The organism is Actinoplanes sp. NPDC020271, assembly GCF_044388125.1.
In the GTDB taxonomy this organism is placed as follows: Bacteria; Actinomycetota; Actinomycetes; order Mycobacteriales; family Micromonosporaceae; genus Actinoplanes.
Genome location: NZ_JBIRWQ010000015.1, coordinates 189,425 through 207,519, shown reverse-complemented (window position 1 = coordinate 207,519; position 18,095 = coordinate 189,425). Strand labels below are relative to the sequence as shown.

Here is an 18,095-nt window from a genome sequence, read left to right as displayed (position 1 = left end):
CTCGCGCCGAGCTGGGTAGGTGTGATGAGTCAGCTGAAATCTTCACTGGGAGGGCATCATTCTCACCGTCAACGCGATCGCCGCGACCTCCGCCACCGACCCGCTCGTGCGCACCACCGTCGAGCGGCGTGACGTCGGGCCGCGCGACGTGCTCATCGAGATCCGTTACGCCGGCATCTGCCACTCCGACATCCACACCGTGCGCGGGGAGTGGGGCGAGGTGCCCTACCCCCTGACCGTCGGCCACGAGATCGTCGGCGTGGTCAGCGAGGTCGGCGCCGAGGTCACCCGCCACGCGGTCGGTGACCGGGTCGGCGTCGGCTGCATGGTCAACTCGTGCCGGGTCTGTGACAACTGCAAGGCCGGCCTGGAGCAGTACTGCACGGGCGGCAATGTCGGCACCTACGCGAGCGTCGACCGGGACGGCACCGTCACGCAGGGCGGTTACTCCACGCACGTGGTCGTCGATCAGGACTTCGTGCTGCGGGTTCCCGAGTCGATCCCGTACGAGGCGGCCGCGCCGCTGCTGTGCGCCGGCATCACCACGTACTCGCCGCTGGCGCACTGGAACGCCGGCCCGGGCAAGAAGGTCGCCGTGGTCGGCATGGGTGGTCTCGGTCACATGGCCGTCAAGATCGCCGCGGCGATGGGCGCCGAGGTGACCGTGCTGTCACAGACGCTCAGCAAGAAGGACGACGGGCTCGCGTTCGGCGCCCAGCACTACTACGCCACCAGTGACGACGCGACGTTCGAGACGTTGCGGAACACCTTCGACCTGATCGTCAACACCGTCAGCGCGCCCATCGACATGCACTCCTACCTGGGCCTGCTGCGCCTGGACGGCACGCTGGTCAGCGTCGGCGCGCCGCCGGAGCCGCTGGCGGTGCCGGTGTTCGCGCTCTTCGGCCAGCGGCGCTCGTTCGCCGGTTCCAGCATCGGCGGGATCGGCGAGACCCAGGAGATGCTGGACTTCTGCGCCGAGCACGACGTGGCGCCGGAGGTCGAGGTGATCAGCGCCGAGGCGGTGAACGAGGCCTACGAGCGGGTGCTCAAGTCCGACGTCCGCTACCGCTTCGTCATCGACGTGGACACTCTGCGCTGACCTTGCCTGCGCAGGCACGCTGACCGGCCGCATCCGAGCCGGTCAGCGTGCGCGGGCGCCGGCACGCCGGGTGATCCGCGGGCGCCGGCCGAACCGGCTCAGGCGGCCCGGGGGAGCGGGACCACCAGCGGCGTCCCGCTCGCCGGGTCGGGCACGACCATCGCGGTCAGCCCGAAGACCTGGGCCAGCAGTTCCACGGTGAAGACCTCGGCCGGCGGGCCCTGCGCGACGATCCGCCCGGCGTGCATGGCGATCACGTGCTGGGCGTACCGCGCGGCCAGGTTCAGGTCGTGCAGCACCATGACGACCGTCCGGCCGCGTTCCCGATGCAGCCGGCCGACCAGGTCGAGCACGTCGATCTGATGGGCCAGGTCGAGGAACGTGGTCGGTTCGTCGAGCAGCAGCATGTCGGTGCCCTGAGCGAGCGCCATCGAGATCCAGGCGCGCTGCCGCTGCCCGCCGGAGAGCGCCTCGACCGGCCGGTCCGCGAACTCGCGCATGCCGGTCCACTCCAGCACCTCGGTGACCACGTCCTGATCGGCGCCGGACCACTGGTGGAACCACGTCTGGTGCGGGTGCCGGCCGCGCATCACCAGGTCGGCGACGGTCAGACCGTCCGGTGCGACCGGTGACTGGGGGAGCATGCCGATGATCCGGGCGACCTCGCGGGTGGGCATCCGGTCGATGCGGTGGCCATCGAGAAGAACCTCCCCGGCGTACGGCGTGAGCAGTCGCCCCAGAGCCCGCAGCACCGTGGATTTGCCGCAGCCGTTGGGGCCGACCACCGCGGTCACCGCCCGGTCGGGAACGTCGAGGTCGAGCCCGTCGACCACGATGTCGTCGCCGTATCCGAGCCGCAGGCCCCGTGCCCGCAGCCGCGAGGTCACCGGCGTGGACGCGGGCTCGGCGCAAAGATCCTCAGGCGTGGTCATGTCGTCCTCCGGTTGGTGCGGATCAGCAGCCACAGCAGATAGGGCGCGCCGAGCACGGCGGTGACCAGCCCGACCGGCAGTTCCCGGCCGGGCAGCGCGACGCGGGCGACCAGGTCGGCCCCGGCGACCAGCAGCGCGCCGAGCACGGCCGAGACGATCAGTGGCGGGCGGTAGCCTCCGCACAGCCGCAGCGCGATCTGCGGGACGACCAGCGCGACGAACTCGATCGGGCCGGCGGCGGCGACCGCGGCGGCGGCGAGGGCCACGGCGGTCAGCACCACTGCCGACTGCGCGACCTTCAGGCGTACGCCCCAGGACCGTGCCACGTCGTCGCCGAACTGCAGCGCCTGCAACGTGAAGGCCGTCGCCACCGCCAGTGGCAGCAGCATCACCAGGGCCAGGGTAAGTGGCCGCACCTGGGTCCAGTCGGCCCCGGCGACCGAGCCGTTGAGCCAGACGGTGGCGCGCGCCGCGTCGACGATCTCGGCGCGGATCAGGAACCAGGACACGCCCGCGTTGACGATCTCGCCGACGCCGATGCCGACCAGCACGAGCCGGTAGCCGTCGACGCCGCGCCGCCAGGCCAGCAGGTACACGGCGGTGGCCGTGATCAGCGCCCCGGTCAGCGCGGCGAGCGGGATGCCGGTGGCCGAGGACCCGCCGAGCACGATCAGCGCGACCGCCCCGAGTGAGGCGCCGCGGTTCACGCCGAGGATGTCCGGGCTGGCCAGAGGGTTGCGGGCGAAGGTCTGGGTGAGCGCCCCGGAGACCGCGAGCGCCGCGCCGACCAGCAGCGCGACCAGGATCCGGGGCAGCCGAAGGTCCAGGACGATCAGTCGTTGCGCCGTGGTGCCGCCGCCGAGCAGGGTGGCGACGACGTCGCCGGGCGCGATCGTGAAGCTGCCGTGACTGATGCTGAACACCGCGACGGCGGTCACGGCCACCAGCCCGGCGAGGCCGACGGCGACGCCGCGCGGCGAGACGGTCGCGGTGAACCGGCCGGCCCGCACGACGAGGCGGCCGCGGGGCCGGACCGGGGTGGAGAGCGTCACAGCCGCACCGTCCCCGTGCGGCGGCGGACGAGGGCGATGAAGAACGGCGCGCCGGCCGCGGCCAGCATGATCCCGGTCTGCAGCTCGGCCGGGCGCAGCACGACCCGGCCGGCGGTGTCCGCGATCAGCAGCAGCACCGCGCCGGCCAGCGCCGAGCAGGGGATCAGCCAGCGATGGTCGGGACCGGTCAGCGCGCGGGCCGCGTGGGGAACGATCAGGCCGAGGAAGATGATCGGCCCGCAGGCCGCGGTGGCCGCCCCGGCGAGCAGCACGATCGCGGTCACGCCGACGATCCGGGCCGGGAGGATGCGCTGGCCCAGTGCCCGGGCGACGTCCTCGCCGAGGCCGAGCGCGTTCAGCGCCGGCGCGTTGACCAGGGCCAGCCCGAGCCCGGCGGCGATGAACGGCGCGACCTGGGCGGACACCTCGCTGCCGCGGCCGGAGACCGAGCCGACCACCCAGAAGCGGAAGACGTTGAGGCTGGCGTCGTCGGTCAGCAGCAGCGACTGCGTGAACGAGCTGAGCAGCGCGCTCATCGCCAGACCGGCCAGCGCCAGCGTGACCGGGGTGGGCCCGCCCCGCCCACCGGCCGCGACGCCGAACACGGCCAGGCTGGCCAGCAGCGCCCCGGCGAACGCGAACCAGATGTAGCCGGTGAGCGTGCCCACGCCGTACTGAATCGCCAGGACCACGAAGAAGGACGCGCCGGCCGAGATGCCGAGCAGCCCCGGATCGGCGAGGGGGTTGCGGGTGTGCCCCTGCATCAGCGCGCCGGCTGCGCCGAGGGCGAGCCCGGCCAGGACGCCGAGGACCGTGCGGGGCAGACGCAGTTCGCGGATGATCGCGGTGGCCGGTGCGGACGGGTCCGGGTCGACCAGAGCGTGCCAGATCTCGGCCGGGCTCAGCGTCTGCGCACCGATCGACAGGCTCAGGACGACGGCCACGGCCACCGCCGCCATCAGGACGATCAGCGTCCAGCCACGACGGTGCGTGACCGGTGCCGGGCGGGCGAGCCGGAGTGTGGCCACTATCGATCTTCCCTCTTGTCCATTGCCCGAATTCTATGGAAGGTTAGCCTTACCAAAACACGGACCCCCGTATTGCCTCCGCAACGGAGCGTCGCTTAGCTTAGCCTCACCTAACTTTGCGATCGAGAGGTCCCACATGTCCCTCCCCCTCTCCGTTTCCCGCCGCACCCTCGCGGCCGGGCTCGCGCTCGCCGCCGGGCTCACCGTGCTCAGCGGCTGCGGCGGCGACGACGGTGACGACACGGCGGCATCGGCCTCGTCGGCCGCCGCGGCTGCGAGCTTCCCGGTCACACTGCCGCACAAGCTCGGCACGGCCGAGGTCAAGGCGGCTCCGCAGCGCGTCGTCGCGCTCTCCGACGCGGACCTCGACGCGCTGCTGCTGCTCGGCGTGCAGCCGGTCGGCGTCGCCGAGTCCTCCGGCGAGAACGGCATCACCGACTGGGCCCAGCCGCTGCTGACCGGCAAGCCGACCATGCTGACGGCCGGTGACAGCGGGTTCGACGTGGAGAAGATCGCGGCGCTGGCGCCGGACCTCATCCTGGCCGGTGGCGACTACTACATCGCCGACGAGTACGCCAAGCTCAGCCAGCTCGCGCCGACCACGGCCTACGAGACCACCGGCGCCTTCGAGGACCCGTGGCAGACCACGCTGCGGCAGGTCGGCAAGGCGGTCGGCCGGAGCGCGAAGGCCGAGCAGGTCGTCTCCGAGGTCGAGGGCAAGGTCGCCAAGGCCAGGACCGGCCACCCGGAGCTGGCCGGCAAGGAGTTCACGCTCAGTCAGATGTGGGAGGCCGGCTCGATCGGCGTGCTGCGTTCCGAGAAGGACGCCGGCGTGAAGATGCTCAACGACTTCGGCATGAAGCTGGCGCCGGCCGTGGCCGGGCTCAAGGGCGACGAGTTCGCGGTGCAGCTGAGCCTGGAGAAGGTCGCCGTCCTCGACGCGAACGTGACGCTCGTCTACTACGCCGAATCGGAGCTGCAGCCCGCGCTGGAGGGAAACAGCCTGTTCAAGGGGCTGGGCTCGGTCAAGCGCGGCTCGTACAAGGCGCTGACCGCCCCGCAGTTCTCGGCGCTGCGCTCACCGACCGCGCTGTCCGTGCAGTACCTCATCGACAACGTCCTGCCGGTGATCTCGGACGCGTCCGAGAAGGCCGCCTGAGTGTCCGCCCGCGAGGTGACCGACGGTCTCGCCGCGGCGGTCGTCGCGGCGGGGCCGCCACCCCTGCCGGTCCTCGGGGCGCCCTGGTCGATCCGGGTGCTCGACGCCGGGGGTGACGACCCGGAGCTGGTCAGCCGGTGGATGAACGAGCCGCACGTGGACCAGTTCTGGGAGCAGGCGTGGACGCCCGAGCGCTGGGCCGGCACGATCGCCCGGCAGCTGGCCGGGGAGTGCTCACGCCCGTGCCTGGTGTCCTACCGGGGCGATCCACTGGCCTACGCGGAGATCTACCGCACGCCGCGGGACGTCGTCGGACTGCGGTACGACGCCGACCCGTACGACCTCGGCATCCACCTCGCGATCGGCGACCGCGACCGGACCGGTCGCGGTCTGGGCCGGCGGATGGTCCGCGCGATCGCCGAGGGTCTGTCCGTGGCGGACCCGCGGATGCGCCGGGTCCTGGCCGACCCGGACGAGCGGCACGCGATGGCTCGCCGGATGTTCGCCGGCGCCGGGTTCCGCGTGCTGGGCGTTCGTGATCTTGGCCATAAGCGCGCTGCCCTCTATTCCTATGAGATTTCCGGAAATGACCCCGGTGCACCTTTACCGGCATCGCCGAATAAGGTAAGCCTTACCTAACTAATGACTACCGAAGGACCTCCGCACATGACCGCACCCCTGAGCCTCGACCGTCTGCGCAGCGACGTCGCCGAGGTGCTGGCCGAGGAGCCGGGCAGTTTCGCCGACGACGAGAACCTGATCGACCTCGGACTCGACTCGATCCGGCTGATGAGCCTCGCCACCCGCTGGCGGGAAGCCGGTTACGAGGCCGGATATCTCGACCTGGCCAAGGAGCCGACGGTCACCGCGTGGTGGAACCTGCTGGAGGGGAAGCGTTGAGCCCGATCATCGAGAGTGCCGCCGTCGTCGTCATCGGCGGGGGCCCGGGTGGGTCGACCACCGCCACCCTGCTCGCCAAGCGCGGGCACCGGGTTGTCCTGCTGGAGAAGGAGACCTTCCCCCGCTACCAGATCGGTGAGTCGCTGCTGCCGTCCACGGTGCACGGCATCGGCCGGATGCTCGGCGTCACCGCGGAACTGGAGAAGGCGGCGTTCACCGTCAAGCGCGGTGGCAGCTTCCGCTGGGGCACCAACCCGGTGCCGTGGAACTTCCTGTTCGCGGTCGCCCCGGAGCTGTCCGGCCCGACCTCGACCGCGTACCAGGTCGAGCGGATGAAGTTCGACGACATCCTGCTGCGCAACGCGGCGGACAACGGCGTCGACGTACGGGAGAACAGCCCGGTCACCGAGGTCGTCAGCGACGACGAGCGGGTCCGCGGCGTGCGCTACACCGACCCGGACGGCGCCGAGCACGAGATCCGCGCGTCCTTCGTGGTCGACGCCTCCGGCAACCGCAGCCGGGTCCACCAGAACGTCGGCGGCGAGCGGCTGTACTCCGACTTCTTCCAGAACATCGCGCTGTTCGGCTACTTCACCGGCGGCAAGCGGCTGCCCGCCCCGGACAGCGGCAACATCCTCTGCGCCGCCTTCGACGAGGGCTGGATCTGGTACATCCCGCTCTCCGACGAACTCACCAGCGTCGGCGTGGTGATCGCCCGGGAGCACGCGGCCGAGCTGCAGGGCGACCAGGAACAGGCGATGCGCGGGTTCATCGACCGCTGCGCGATCGTCAAGGACATGCTCGCCGGCGCGACCCGGGTCACCGAGGGCGTCTACGGCGAGATCCGCACCCGCAAGGACTACTCGTACACCAACTCGACGTTCCACCGGCCCGGCATGGTGCTCGTCGGCGACGCGGCGTGCTTCATCGACCCGGTCTTCTCCACCGGGGTGCACCTGGCCACCTACGCCGGCCTGCTCGCCGCCCGCTCGATCAACACCGTGCTGGCCGGCGAGAACACCGAGGAGCGCGTCTTCGCCGAGTTCGAGGGGCGCTACCGCCGGGAGTACCGGGTCTTCTACGAGTTCCTCTCCGCGTTCTACGACATGCAGGGCAACGAGGAGTCGTACTTCTGGAAGGCCCGCAAGGTCATGAACTTCGACGCCTCCGACCTGGAGGCGTTCGTCAGCCTGGTCGGCGGCGTGCACTCCGGCGAGGCGGCGTTCACCGACGCCGGCCGGCTCGCCGGCGACTTCCGCGAGTCGTCCGGCGCGCTCGCCGACGCGGTGCAGAAGACCGGCGCCATGGACACCGAGACCGGCGACAGGATGCACCACCTCTTCGGTACACCGGTGGTCCGCGAGGTGATGGCCGAGATGAACAACGTGCAGGTGCGCGGCGTGCTCGGCCAGGACGCCCGGGAACTGCCCCTGCTGGAGAACGGCCTGGTCCCGTCGGCCGACGGCCTGGCCTGGACGGAGGCGAAGTGACGACCAACCCGTTCGAGGACGAGGACGGCCGGTACCTGGTGCTGGTCAACGACGAGCGCCAGCACTCGCTCTGGCCCGCCTTCGCCGACGTGCCGGCCGGCTGGACGGTCGCGTTCGGCGAGGAGAGCCGGGCCGCGTGCCTGGACTACGTCGAGAAGAACTGGACCGACATGCGGCCCGCCTCCCTCGTCGCCCAGATGGACGCCTGAACCACCGCCCCGGCCGTGGACCGCCGTGCGTTGCCGCGCACGGCGGGCACCACCCTGCACAACATCGGAGTTACGCCAGTGCCCGACCGTCTCGAGCTCACCGCGGCCCAGGCCGGTGTCTGGTTCGCCCAGCACCTGGACCCCGGGCCGGCGTTCACCACAGCCGCCTGCGTCGACGTCGACGGCGAGATCGACCCGGTGGTCTTCGAACGGGCGCTGCGCCGCACCATCGCCGACGCGGAGGCGCTGCGCGTGCGGTTCTCCGATGCTGACGCCGTACCACGGCAGGAGATCGTCGAGGATCCCTCGTGGACCCTGTCGGTCCTGGAGCTCGACGACGATGCCCTCGACCGGTGGATCCGGGCGGACCTGGCGACGCCGATCGACCTGGCCGCCGGGCCGGTCTTCGCGCAGGCGCTGATCCGGCGCGGCCCCGGCCGGTGGACCTGGTACCAGCGGTGCCACCACATCGTGCTGGACGCCTACACGTACGCGCTGATCGCGAACCGGCTCGCCGCCGTCTACAGCGCCCTGATCGCCGGTGCCGACGTGCCCGGGAACCCGTTCGGCACGCTCGCCGAAGTGGTCGCCGAGGACGCCGCCTACCACGCCTCCGAGAAGCGCGGGACCGACCGCGCGTTCTGGCTCTCGCGCCTGGCCGGCCTCGACGTTCCCGACCTCTCGTCCGGCCCGTCGCGGCCCGGTAGGACTTTCCTTCGCCACCGCGCCATCCTGCCCGCCGAGGTCGGCCGTGGGCTGACCGCACTCGGCGGTGCCGCGAAAGCCACCCGTGTGGAGGCGGTGCTGGCCGCCACCGCGCTCTACGTGCACCGGCTCACCGGCGCCGCCGACGTCGTGCTCGGCCTGCCGATGATGGGCCGGCTCGGCTCGGTCGCCGCTCGGGTGCCGGTCACCGCCGTCAACGTGCTGCCGCTGCGCCTCACGGTGCACCCGGCGGACACCGTCGCCGAGCTGATCGCGCGGGTCGCCGCGGAGATCAGGGAGATCCGGCGGCACCAGCGCTACCGCGGCGAGGACATCCGGCGCGACCTGGGCCTGGTCGGCGGGGAACGACGGCTGACCGGGCCGTGGGTCAACATCAAACCGTTCGGGGCGACGCTCGACTTCGGCGGCAACCCCGGAACCCCGCGGTACGTGTCGCCGGGGCCGGTCGACGACCTGTCCATCACGCTCGACGACCGTGGCGGTGACCGGCTCGAACTCGCCGTCGACGCGAACCCGGGACGGTACACCGAGACCGAGCTGGACGGTCACGCGGCGCGGCTCGCCGGCCTGCTCGCGACCCTGGCGCTGACCGGCGCCGACACGGCGACCGGGCGGATCGGGCTGGTCGACTCGCCGGTCGTCGAGGACACCGCGCGGGAACTGCCGGCGGCGGGACTCGTCGAGCTCTGGCGTGCGCAGGTCGCCCGTACCCCCCAATCGGTTGCCCTGATCGAACCCGGCGGCGCGTCGCTCACCCATGCCCAGCTCGAAGACCGCGTCGCCGCCCTCGCGACCTCGCTGGCCGAGCGTGGCGCGGGCCCCGGACGCATCGTCGCCGTCCGGCTGCCGCGCACCGCCGAACTGCTGGTCACGCTGCTGGCCGTGCAGTGGACCGGCGCCACCTACCTGCCGCTCGACCCGGACTTCCCGGCCGACCGGCTCGCCTGGATGATCGAGGACAGCGATCCGGCGCTGGTGATCACGCCCGGCGGCATCGAGACGCGCCCGTCCACTTTCTCGATCAAAGACGATTCGGCGTACGTCCTTTACACCTCCGGATCCACCGGAAAGCCCAAGGGCGTGGTCGTGACCAGGGAGAACCTGGTCAACTTCCTGCTCGCCATGCAGGCGGAGGTGCCGCTCGGCGGTGACGACCGGCTGCTCGCGGTGACGACGGTGAGTTTCGACATCTCCGGGCTGGAGCTGTACCTGCCGCTGTTGTGCGGTGCCGCGGTGGTGCTTGCCGCCAAGGAGTCCGTGCAGGATCCTTTCGTCCTGGCCGAGCTGGTGAGAAGCACCGGCGCCACCGTGGTGCAGGCGACGCCGACACTGTGGCGCGCGCTCGCCGACGTGCCCGGCGGGACGGCGGCGCTCAGCGGGCTGCGGGTGCTCGTCGGCGGGGAGGCACTGCCGCCGGAACTCGCGGCGGAACTGCGCAGGCACGCGGCCGGGGTGACCAACCTGTACGGGCCGACCGAGACCACGATCTGGTCGACCGCGCATCGGCTGACCAGCGACGACGTCAGCGTGGGACGACCGATCCGGAACACCCGGGCGTACGTGCTGGACGCGGCGCTGCGGCCGGTGCCGGACGGGTTCGCGGGCGAGCTGTACCTGGCCGGGGCCGGGGTGGCGCGTGGCTACCTGAACCGGGCCGGGCTGACCGCGGCGCGGTTCGTGGCCGACCCGTGGGCGCCGGGGGAGCGGATGTACCGCACCGGTGACCTGGCCCGGCGGCGGGCCGACGGGACGTTCGACGTGCTCGGCCGGGTCGACCACCAGGTGAAACTGCGCGGGTTCCGGATCGAGCTCGGGGAGATCGAGGCCGTTCTGGAGAGCGATCCCGGGGTGACGCGCGCGGTGGCGATCATCCGCGAGGATCGTCCCGGCGATCGTCGGCTGGTCGCCTACGTGGTCGCCTCGCCGGCTTCGGCCGGCTCCACTCTTGATCTTGATGGTCTTCGGCAGCGCGCGGCCGGGGTGCTGCCCGACTACATGGTGCCGGCGGCGATCGTCGCGATCGGCGCGCTGCCGACGACGCCCAACGGCAAGCTCGACCGCAACGCGTTGCCCGCGCCGGACTACGCGGTCACGGCGCCGGAAACCGCGCGCACCCCCGAGGAAGAGTTGCTGACGGACATCTTCGCCGAGGTGCTCGGCGTGCCGTCGGTCGCTCTCCGGGAGGATTTCTTCGCCCTCGGCGGGCACTCGCTGCTGGCCGCGCGAGTCGCGGCGCGGGTGCGGACCGTGCTCAGCGCCGAGGTGACCCTGCGCGACGTGTTCGAGGCGCCCTCGGTGGCCGCGCTGGCGACCCGGCTCAAACCGTTCCACCGTCCGCCGCTGGTGCCGCACGCGGGTGCGCCCGTCATGTCGGCGGCGCAGCGCCGGATGTGGTTCCTGACCCAGCTGGACGGGCCCGACGCCACCTACAACCTGCCGCTCGCGCTGGACGTCGACGGTGAACTCGACCTGGACGCGCTGCGGGCCGCCCTGAACGACCTGGTCACGCGGCACGAGCCACTGCGGACGGTCTTCACGCCGGAGCCGGTGGTGCTCGGCCCCGACGTACGCCTGGTGATCGAGGACGGCGACCTCGACGCGGCCGTCCGCGAGCCGTTCGACATCACCGCCGAGGCGCCGCTGCGCGTTCGCTGGTTCCCGTCGCAGAGCGTGTTGCTGCTGCTCGTGCACCACATCGCCGGGGACGAGTGGTCGCTGACGCCGATGCTCGACGACCTGGCCACCGCCTACGCCGCCCGCCTCGCCGGGCACCGGCCGGAGTGGGCGCCGCTGCCGGTGCGCTACACCGACTACGCCGCCTGGCACAACGACCTGCCCGTGGACGTCGACTTCTGGCGGGACAACCTGGCCGGCGCGCCCGAGGTGCTGCGCCTGCCCACCGACCGGCCGCGGCCCGCGCAGGCCTCCGCAGCCGGTGACACCGTCACGTTCCCGATCGGGAAAGACCTTGAAGAAGCGCTGCGGCGACTCGCCCGCGACAACGGGGTCACCGTTTTCATGACCCTGCAGGCGGCGGTCGCGGCCCTGCTGAGCCGGCTCGGCGCCGGCGACGACATCCCGCTCGGCACGCCGGTGGCCGGCCGCGGCGACGACGCCCTCGAACGGCTCGTCGGCTTCTTCGTCAACACGGTCGTGCTGCGGACCGACGTCTCCGGTGACCCCACCTTCGCCGAGCTGCTGGCGCGGGTCCGGGCCGCCGATCTGACCGCTCTTGCCCATCAGGACGTGCCGTTCGAACGCCTCGTCGAGGAGCTCAACCCGCGGCGGTCCCTCGGTCACCACCCGCTGTTCCAGGTGATGGTGTCCTACCAGGCGGCGCTCCCCGCGATCGCCGGATTCCCCGGGGCCGAGGTCACGCCCCGGCTCGTATCGACCGGCACCGCCAAGTTCGACCTGACCGTCGACGTGGCCGAGCGCCCGGGTGGGCCGATCGGCAGCGTCGAGTACCGTACCGACCTGTTCGACCGGGAGACGGTGACCGCTTTCGCCCACCGCCTGGTGCGACTCCTGCACGCCGTCACGGCCGACCCGGGTGTGGCGATCTCCTCGGTGGACCTGCTCGACGAGGCGGAGCGCGCGCCCCTGGCCGGCCCGCGCCGCGACCTTGCGCCGCAAACGCTCGGCGATCTGTTCACGGCCACTTGCGCCGGCGCGCCTGACGCGGCCGCTGTGGAGGACGGGGGGCGCACGCTCACCTACGCCGAGCTGAACGCCCTGGCCAACCGGCTCGCGCACCGGCTGATCGCGGCGGGTGCCGGGCCGGAACGCGTCGTCGCCACCCTGCTGCCCCGCTCGGCCGACCTGGTCGTCGCCATGCTCGCCATCGCGAAGTCCGGCGCCGCCATCCTGCCGCTCGACCCGAACCACCCGGCGAGCCGCCACGAACTCCAGATCGCCGACGCCGACCCGGTCCTGGTACTGACCGAGATCGGCGACCTGCCCGCCGACCCGGGCAACCCCAAGATCAAGATCAACCCGGATTCCCCCGCGTACGTCATCTACACCTCCGGCTCCACCGGCCGCCCCAAGGGTGTGGTGGTCCCGCACCGTGGCCTGTCCGCCCTGGTCACGAGCGTGCGCGAAGGTTTCGGCACCGGCCCGGGCACGCGGGCGTCGCAGTTCGTGTCACCGGGCGTTGACGTAGCCTTCAGCGAGTTCGCCGCCACGATCCTCTCCGGCGGAACCCTGGTGATCGTCCCCGAGGATGCCCGCCTCGGCACCGGCCTCGGCGCGTTCATCGCCGGGCGCGGCCTCACCCACGTCGACCTGCCACCGGCACTGCTCGCGGCGCTGCCCACCGCGGACCTCCCGGCGGGCGTCACCGTCGTCGCCGGTGGCGAGGCGATGCCGGCCGACCAGGTGCGGCGCTGGTCCCGGGGCCGGCGGCTGATCAACGCGTACGGCCCGACGGAAACCACCGTCACCGCCACCAGCTGGACGGCGACGGCGGAATTCTCCACCGTCCTGATCGGCCGCCCCGAGCTGAACCGCACCGCCTACGTCCTCGACGCCCGCCTGCGCCCGGTCCCGCCCGGCGTCCCCGGCGAGCTGTACCTGGGCGGCGACGGCCTGGCCCGCGGCTACCTCAACCGTCCCGCCCTGACCGCCGCCCGTTTCGTGGCGGACCCGTTCGCCGAGCCGGGCGCCCGCATGTACCGCACCGGCGACCTGGTCCGGCGCACGCGCACCGGCGAGATCGAGTTCCTCGGCCGCACCGACGAGCAGGTCCAGCTCCGCGGCTTCCGGGTAGAGCCGGGCGAGGTCGAGGCGGAACTCACCGCCCACCCGGCCGTCACGCAGGCAACCGTCGTCGTCCGCGACAACCACCTCCTCGCCTACGCGGTCAGCACCACCACGGGCCCCGAGCTTCGTGATCACCTTGCGGCCCGGCTGCCCGCTCCGCTGGTGCCGGCCGCGGTCGTGGTGCTCGACGCGTTGCCGCTCACCAGCAGCGGCAAGGTCGACAAGGAAGCGTTGCCGGCGGCGGAGACTCTCACCGCCGCCGGCGCGGAACCGGCCGACGACGCCGAGCGCACGCTGGCGAACGTCTTCGCCGGGCTGCTCGGTCTCGGCGAACAGGCGATCGGCCGGCACGACGGTTTCTTCGCGCTCGGCGGCGACAGCATCCTCGCGATCCAGCTCGTCTCCCGTGCCCGGGTCGCCGGCCTGCACTTCGCCCCGCGCCAGGTGTTCGAACATCAGACCGTCGCCGCGCTGGCCCGGGCCGCCGGCGCCGCGGCCGGGAGTGCGGCGGTCCCGGTGGAGTCCGGCACCGGTGTCGCACCGGAGACTCCGATCATCGCCTGGCTCCGCGGCCTGGAAGCTCCGATCAACCGGTACTCGCAGGCGTTGCTGCTACGCACGCCCGCCGGTGCGAACCCGGCCGAGGTCGCCGCGGTCGTCGAAGCTGCCCTCGCCCCGCACGACATCCTGCGGGCCCGGCTCGTCACCACCCCCGAGGGTCGCTGGGCTCTGGACGTGCCGGCCGGCGACCTGAGCCTCGATCTGCGCGTCGTCGCCGGTGACGACCTCGCCGGCCGGACCCTCACCGAGGTCGTCTCCGCCGAGCGGGAGGCCGCCGCCGACCGGCTCGACCCCGCCGCCGGCACGATGGTCCAGGCGGTCTGGTTCGACCGGGGCGAACAGCCCGGTCGCCTGCTTCTCGTCGCCCACCACCTGGTCGTCGACGGTGTCTCGTGGCGCATCCTGGCCGAGGATCTGGCGACTGCCGCGTGTGGTGAGACCCCGGCCGTCACCGGCACGTCGTTCCGCGCCTGGGCGCTCGGCGTGCGCGAGGTGGCACCCGACCGTGAACCGTGGCAGCAGGTCACCGGCGAACCCGGCGAGGGCGTGCCGGCGCGGATCACCGGTCGTCCGGGCGAACGTCAGCTCGACCCGGCCCGGGACACCGCCGGAACGCTGCGGCACGTCACCGTGCACGTCGACGCGGCGGTGACCGGCCCGCTGCTGTCCACCGTCCCGGAGATCTTCCGCGCCGGGGTCCAGGACGTCCTGCTCGCCGGTCTCGCTCTCGCTCTGGCCCGTCGTTCCGGCCCGCACACCGGAACCCTGGTCGGCCTGGAGGGCCACGGCCGCGAGGAGCAGGTCGTGCCCGGCGCCGACCTGGTCCGCACGGTCGGCTGGTTCACCAGCGAATACCCGGTGCGCCTCCCCGCTGCCGCCGGTGGCCCCGCCGCCGTCCTGCGCGGCGTCAAGGAACAGTTGCGGGCCGTTCCGGACGGCGGCATCGGCTACGGCGTGCTCCGCTACCTCGGACCCGGCCTGCCCCTGGTCGAGCCGGAGGTGCTTTTCAATTACCTGGGGCGTTTCTCGGTGCCGCAGGAGGGTGTGGACTGGGGGCTCGCGCCGGAGCTTCCCGCCGCGCACACCGTGGCTGACCCGCGGATGCCCGTCAGTCATCGGCTTGCCGTCAACGTGACCGCGGTGGACGGCGCGGACGGGCCGGTGCTGCGAGCCGAGTTCAGTTACCCGGCCGCCGTGCTCGGTGACACCGAGGTGCGGCGGATCGCCGACGACTGGCTGGCCGCGCTGGTGGCGCTGCTCGCCGCCGCGAACGAGCCCGGTGCCGGCGTGCTGACCCCGTCCGACGTCCCACTGGCCGGGCTGACCGCGGATGATCTGGCCGAGCTGACCGGGCGGTTCCCGGACCCGGCCGACGTCCTGCCGCTCTCCCCGCTGCAGGAGGGCCTCTACTACCTGTCCGATCTCGATCAGGACACCGACGTCTACACGGTCCAGCAGGTCTTCACGCTGACCGGCCCGGTCGACGCCGCCCGGCTGGAAGCCTCCGCGGCCGGGCTGCTGAACCGCTACCCGAACCTGCGCGGCGGCTTCACCCGCACCGCCGCGGGCACCGCGGTCCAGGTCGTCCCGGCGCGCGTGACGGTGCCGTTCACCCGGGTCACCGTGGACGCCGCCGGGTTCGAGGCGCTGGTCGCGAGTGAGCGCCGGCAACGGTTCGACCTGGCCCGGCCGCCGCTGCTGCGGTTCGTCCTGGCCACGCTCGGCGACGGCGATCACCGGCTCGTCCTCACCCAGCACCACCTGCTGATGGACGGCTGGTCGGGACCGCTCGCGATGCGGGACCTGTTCGCCACGTACGCCCGGATCGGCCGGCCGCGACCACGCCCGTTCACCGACTATCTGGCCTGGCTGAAGGGCCGGGACGTGGTGGCCGCGGAGAGCGCCTGGCGCACCGCGCTGGCCGGCGTGGACGAGCCGACCCTGGTCGCGCCGGATGCCCCCGCGGTGGTCGCGTTGCCCGAGGTCGCCGAGATCGTCCTGACCGAAAGTGACACTGCACGCCTGACCGCCACGGCCCGGCGGAACGGCCTCACGCTCAACACCGTCGTGCAGGGCGCGTGGGCGCTGCTGCTCGCCGCGCTGACCGGTCGTGACGACGTGGTGTTCGGCGCCACCGTCTCCGGCCGTCCGGCCGAGCTGCCCGGTGTCGAGGACATGGTGGGGCTGTTCATCAACACCGTCCCGGTCCGCGTGCGCCTGAACCCCGCCGAGACCTGGACCGAGCTGCTGCGCCGCGTGCAGGGCGAGCAGGCCGCGCTCCTCGACCACCAGTACCTCGGCCTCGCCGCCGTCCAGCGCCTTGCCGGAGCCGGCGACCTGTTCGACACGCTGACCGTTTTCGAGAGCTACCCGGCGACGGCCGGACTGCCGCGCGTCGACGGTCTGGAGATCGGCGGCGGCATCCCGGTCGACGCCACGCACTACCCGCTGAGCCTGGTCGTCGTCCCGCACGCCGCCCTGCGACTGCGCCTCGAACACCGCCCCGACCTCTACGACCGCGCCGCTGCGCTGGGAATTCTCGGCCGATTCCGCGCGCTGCTGGACGCGTTCGTCGCGGGCACACCGCCGCTCACGGCGCGTCCCTCCGGCATCCTGCGGGATCCCGGTCCCGTCTCGGAGGTTTGGCCGGGCACTGTTCTGGACGAGTTCGAGGCTGTTGTCCGGCGGGCCCCGGGCGCGGTTGCTGTTCGTTTCAGGTCGAGTTCTTTGACGTACGGGGATCTGGCCGTGCGCGTGGATCGTCTCGCGCGGGTGCTGGTGGCTCGTGGTGCGGGGCCGGAGAAGGTGGTCGCCGTCCTGTTGCCGCGGACCGAGGATGCGATCGTGGCGTGGCTGGCCGTGCTGCGGGCCGGGGCGATCTACCTGCCGATCGATGTGGATCATCCGGCCGAGCGGATCGAGTATCTGCTGGCTGACGCGTCCCCGGTGGTGATCGTGACGCCGGAGTTGCTGGGCGAGACCGCCGAGGCGCAGCTTCGCGTGGTCGACCCGCGCAGCGGTGCGTATCTGATCTACACCTCGGGTTCGACCGGCCGGCCCAAGGGTGTCGTGGTCGAACACGCCAGCCTGCTCAACTTCTACCGGCACCACCGCGAGCACCTGATCATCGCCGGCGGACGGACCCGGGTCGCGCTGTCGGCGGCGCTTGTCTTCGACACGTCCTGGGAAGGGATTCTCTGGCTGATCGCCGGCCACGAACTGCACCTGCTCGACGACGAGACCCGCCGCGACCCGGCGCTCTTCGTCGACTACGTCCGCCGCCACCGGATCGACTTCCTCGACGTCACCCCGTCCCTGGCCGGCCCGCTCGCCGACGCCGGGCTGCTCGAGGGGGAGCACCGCCCGGCGATGGTCGCGCTCGGCGGTGAGGCGGCCGACCCCCGCATCTGGCAGGCGCTGCGCGACGCGGACGGCGTGACCGGCGTCAACCTGTACGGCCCGACCGAGTGCACCGTCGACACCCTGATGGCGTGGGTCGCCGACAGCACGGAACCCCTGATCGGGCGGCCGATCGCCAACACCCGGGCGTACGTCCTGGACAGCTGGCTGCGCCCGGTGCTGCCCGGTGTGGCGGGGGAGTTGTACCTGTCCGGCGCGCAGCTCGGCCGCGGCTACCTGAACCGGCCCGGACTCACCGCCGGCCGGTTCGTGGCCGACCCGTTCCAGCCCGGCGAGCGGATGTACCGCACCGGCGACGTCGCCCGCTGGACCGGGGACGGCACGCTGCAGTTCGTCGGGCGCGCCGACGACCAGGTGAAGATCCGTGGATTCCGGGTGGAGCCGGGCGAGGTCGCCGCCGCGTTGCGCGAACACCCCGCGGTCCGGCAGGCTGCCGTCGTCGCCCACGGCGGGCACCTGGTCGCGTACGTCGTCGGAGAGGTTCCCGGTCTTCGGGAGTGGGCCGCCGAGCGCCTTCCCGACCATCTCGTCCCCGCGGTCGTGGTCGAGCTCGGCGCCCTGCCACTGACCGTCGCCGGCAAGCTGGACCGGCGTGCGCTGCCCGAGCCGGACTTCACCGGGATCACCGGCGGGGCGGCGCCGCGCACCGCCACGGAGGAGATCCTCTGCGGGCTGTTCGCCGACGTGCTGTCGTTGCCCGCGGTCGGCGCGGCGGACAATTTCTTCGCGCTCGGCGGGCATTCGCTGACCGC

At 72.5% G+C, this 18,095-nt stretch carries 10 protein-coding genes (1 of these 10 cut by a window edge); 7 read left to right on the top strand and 3 right to left on the bottom strand.

Going from position 1 to position 18,095, the window contains the following annotated elements; translation table 11 throughout:
• The first annotated feature begins 58 nt into the window (after positions 1-58).
• Positions 59-1,102 carry an NAD(P)-dependent alcohol dehydrogenase gene (locus tag ACH442_RS29740; protein ID WP_396341432.1) on the top strand — a complete coding sequence of 348 codons (1,044 nt, stop codon included), beginning with the start codon at positions 59-61 and terminating at the stop codon, positions 1,100-1,102.
• 98 nt (positions 1,103-1,200) lie between these two features.
• Here ACH442_RS29740 and ACH442_RS29735 read toward each other — a convergent pair whose 3' ends face one another.
• Genes ACH442_RS29735 through ACH442_RS29725 form a run of 3 tightly spaced genes read right to left on the bottom strand, consistent with a single transcriptional unit; the run spans position 1,201 to position 4,045 of the window.
• Entirely contained in the window at positions 1,201-2,034 is an 834-nt protein-coding gene (locus ACH442_RS29735; RefSeq protein ID WP_396341411.1) for an ABC transporter ATP-binding protein, read from the bottom strand.
• Positions 2,031-3,086, bottom strand: a complete 1,056-nt coding sequence (locus ACH442_RS29730; protein WP_396341410.1) for a FecCD family ABC transporter permease — start codon at positions 3,084-3,086, stop codon at positions 2,031-2,033. Before ACH442_RS29730 ends, ACH442_RS29735 begins: the two co-directional genes overlap by 4 nt.
• Positions 3,083-4,045 (bottom strand): FecCD family ABC transporter permease, encoded by a 963-nt coding sequence (locus tag ACH442_RS29725; RefSeq protein ID WP_396341431.1) that lies wholly within the window; start codon positions 4,043-4,045, stop codon positions 3,083-3,085. The genes ACH442_RS29730 and ACH442_RS29725 overlap by 4 nt, the downstream gene beginning before the upstream one ends.
• 205 nt (positions 4,046-4,250) lie before the next feature.
• Between ACH442_RS29725 and ACH442_RS29720 the strand changes: the two genes are divergently transcribed.
• The 6 genes from ACH442_RS29720 to ACH442_RS29695 form a co-directional block, all read left to right on the top strand.
• Positions 4,251-5,273, top strand: a complete 1,023-nt coding sequence (locus ACH442_RS29720; protein WP_396341409.1) for an ABC transporter substrate-binding protein — start codon at positions 4,251-4,253, stop codon at positions 5,271-5,273.
• The gene (locus tag ACH442_RS29715; protein ID WP_396341408.1) at positions 5,274-5,912 is read left to right on the top strand and encodes a GNAT family N-acetyltransferase; all 639 of its coding nucleotides are present in this window, start codon (positions 5,274-5,276) and stop codon (positions 5,910-5,912) included.
• 27 nt (positions 5,913-5,939) lie between these two features.
• The gene (locus tag ACH442_RS29710) at positions 5,940-6,173 is read left to right on the top strand and encodes a phosphopantetheine-binding protein (RefSeq protein ID WP_396341407.1); all 234 of its coding nucleotides are present in this window, start codon (positions 5,940-5,942) and stop codon (positions 6,171-6,173) included.
• Entirely contained in the window at positions 6,170-7,663 is a 1,494-nt protein-coding gene (locus ACH442_RS29705) for a tryptophan 7-halogenase (RefSeq protein ID WP_396341406.1), read from the top strand. The genes ACH442_RS29710 and ACH442_RS29705 overlap by 4 nt, the downstream gene beginning before the upstream one ends.
• Positions 7,660-7,872 carry an MbtH family protein gene (locus ACH442_RS29700; protein ID WP_396341405.1) on the top strand — a complete coding sequence of 71 codons (213 nt, stop codon included), beginning with the start codon at positions 7,660-7,662 and terminating at the stop codon, positions 7,870-7,872. The genes ACH442_RS29705 and ACH442_RS29700 overlap by 4 nt, the downstream gene beginning before the upstream one ends.
• 78 nt (positions 7,873-7,950) lie before the next feature.
• A protein-coding gene (locus ACH442_RS29695; RefSeq protein ID WP_396341404.1) for an amino acid adenylation domain-containing protein crosses the window boundary here: on the top strand, positions 7,951-18,095 show its 5' portion. It continues 4,537 nt past the right edge of the window; the window shows 10,145 of its 14,682 coding nt (coding positions 1-10,145); the start codon lies at positions 7,951-7,953; the stop codon falls past the right edge of the window.

Bases quoted from the DNA above. Each gene is read 5' to 3' on its own strand.
- ACH442_RS29710 (WP_396341407.1), top strand. From the start codon at position 5,940: ATGACCGCACCCCTGAGCCTCGACCGTCTGCGCAGCGACGTCGCCGAG.
- ACH442_RS29720 (WP_396341409.1), top strand. From the start codon at position 4,251: ATGTCCCTCCCCCTCTCCGTTTCCCGCCGCACCCTCGCGGCCGGGCTC.
- ACH442_RS29735 (WP_396341411.1), bottom strand. From the start codon at position 2,034: ATGACCACGCCTGAGGATCTTTGCGCCGAGCCCGCGTCCACGCCGGTG.
- ACH442_RS29725 (WP_396341431.1), bottom strand. From the start codon at position 4,045: ATGGCGGCGGTGGCCGTGGCCGTCGTCCTGAGCCTGTCGATCGGTGCG.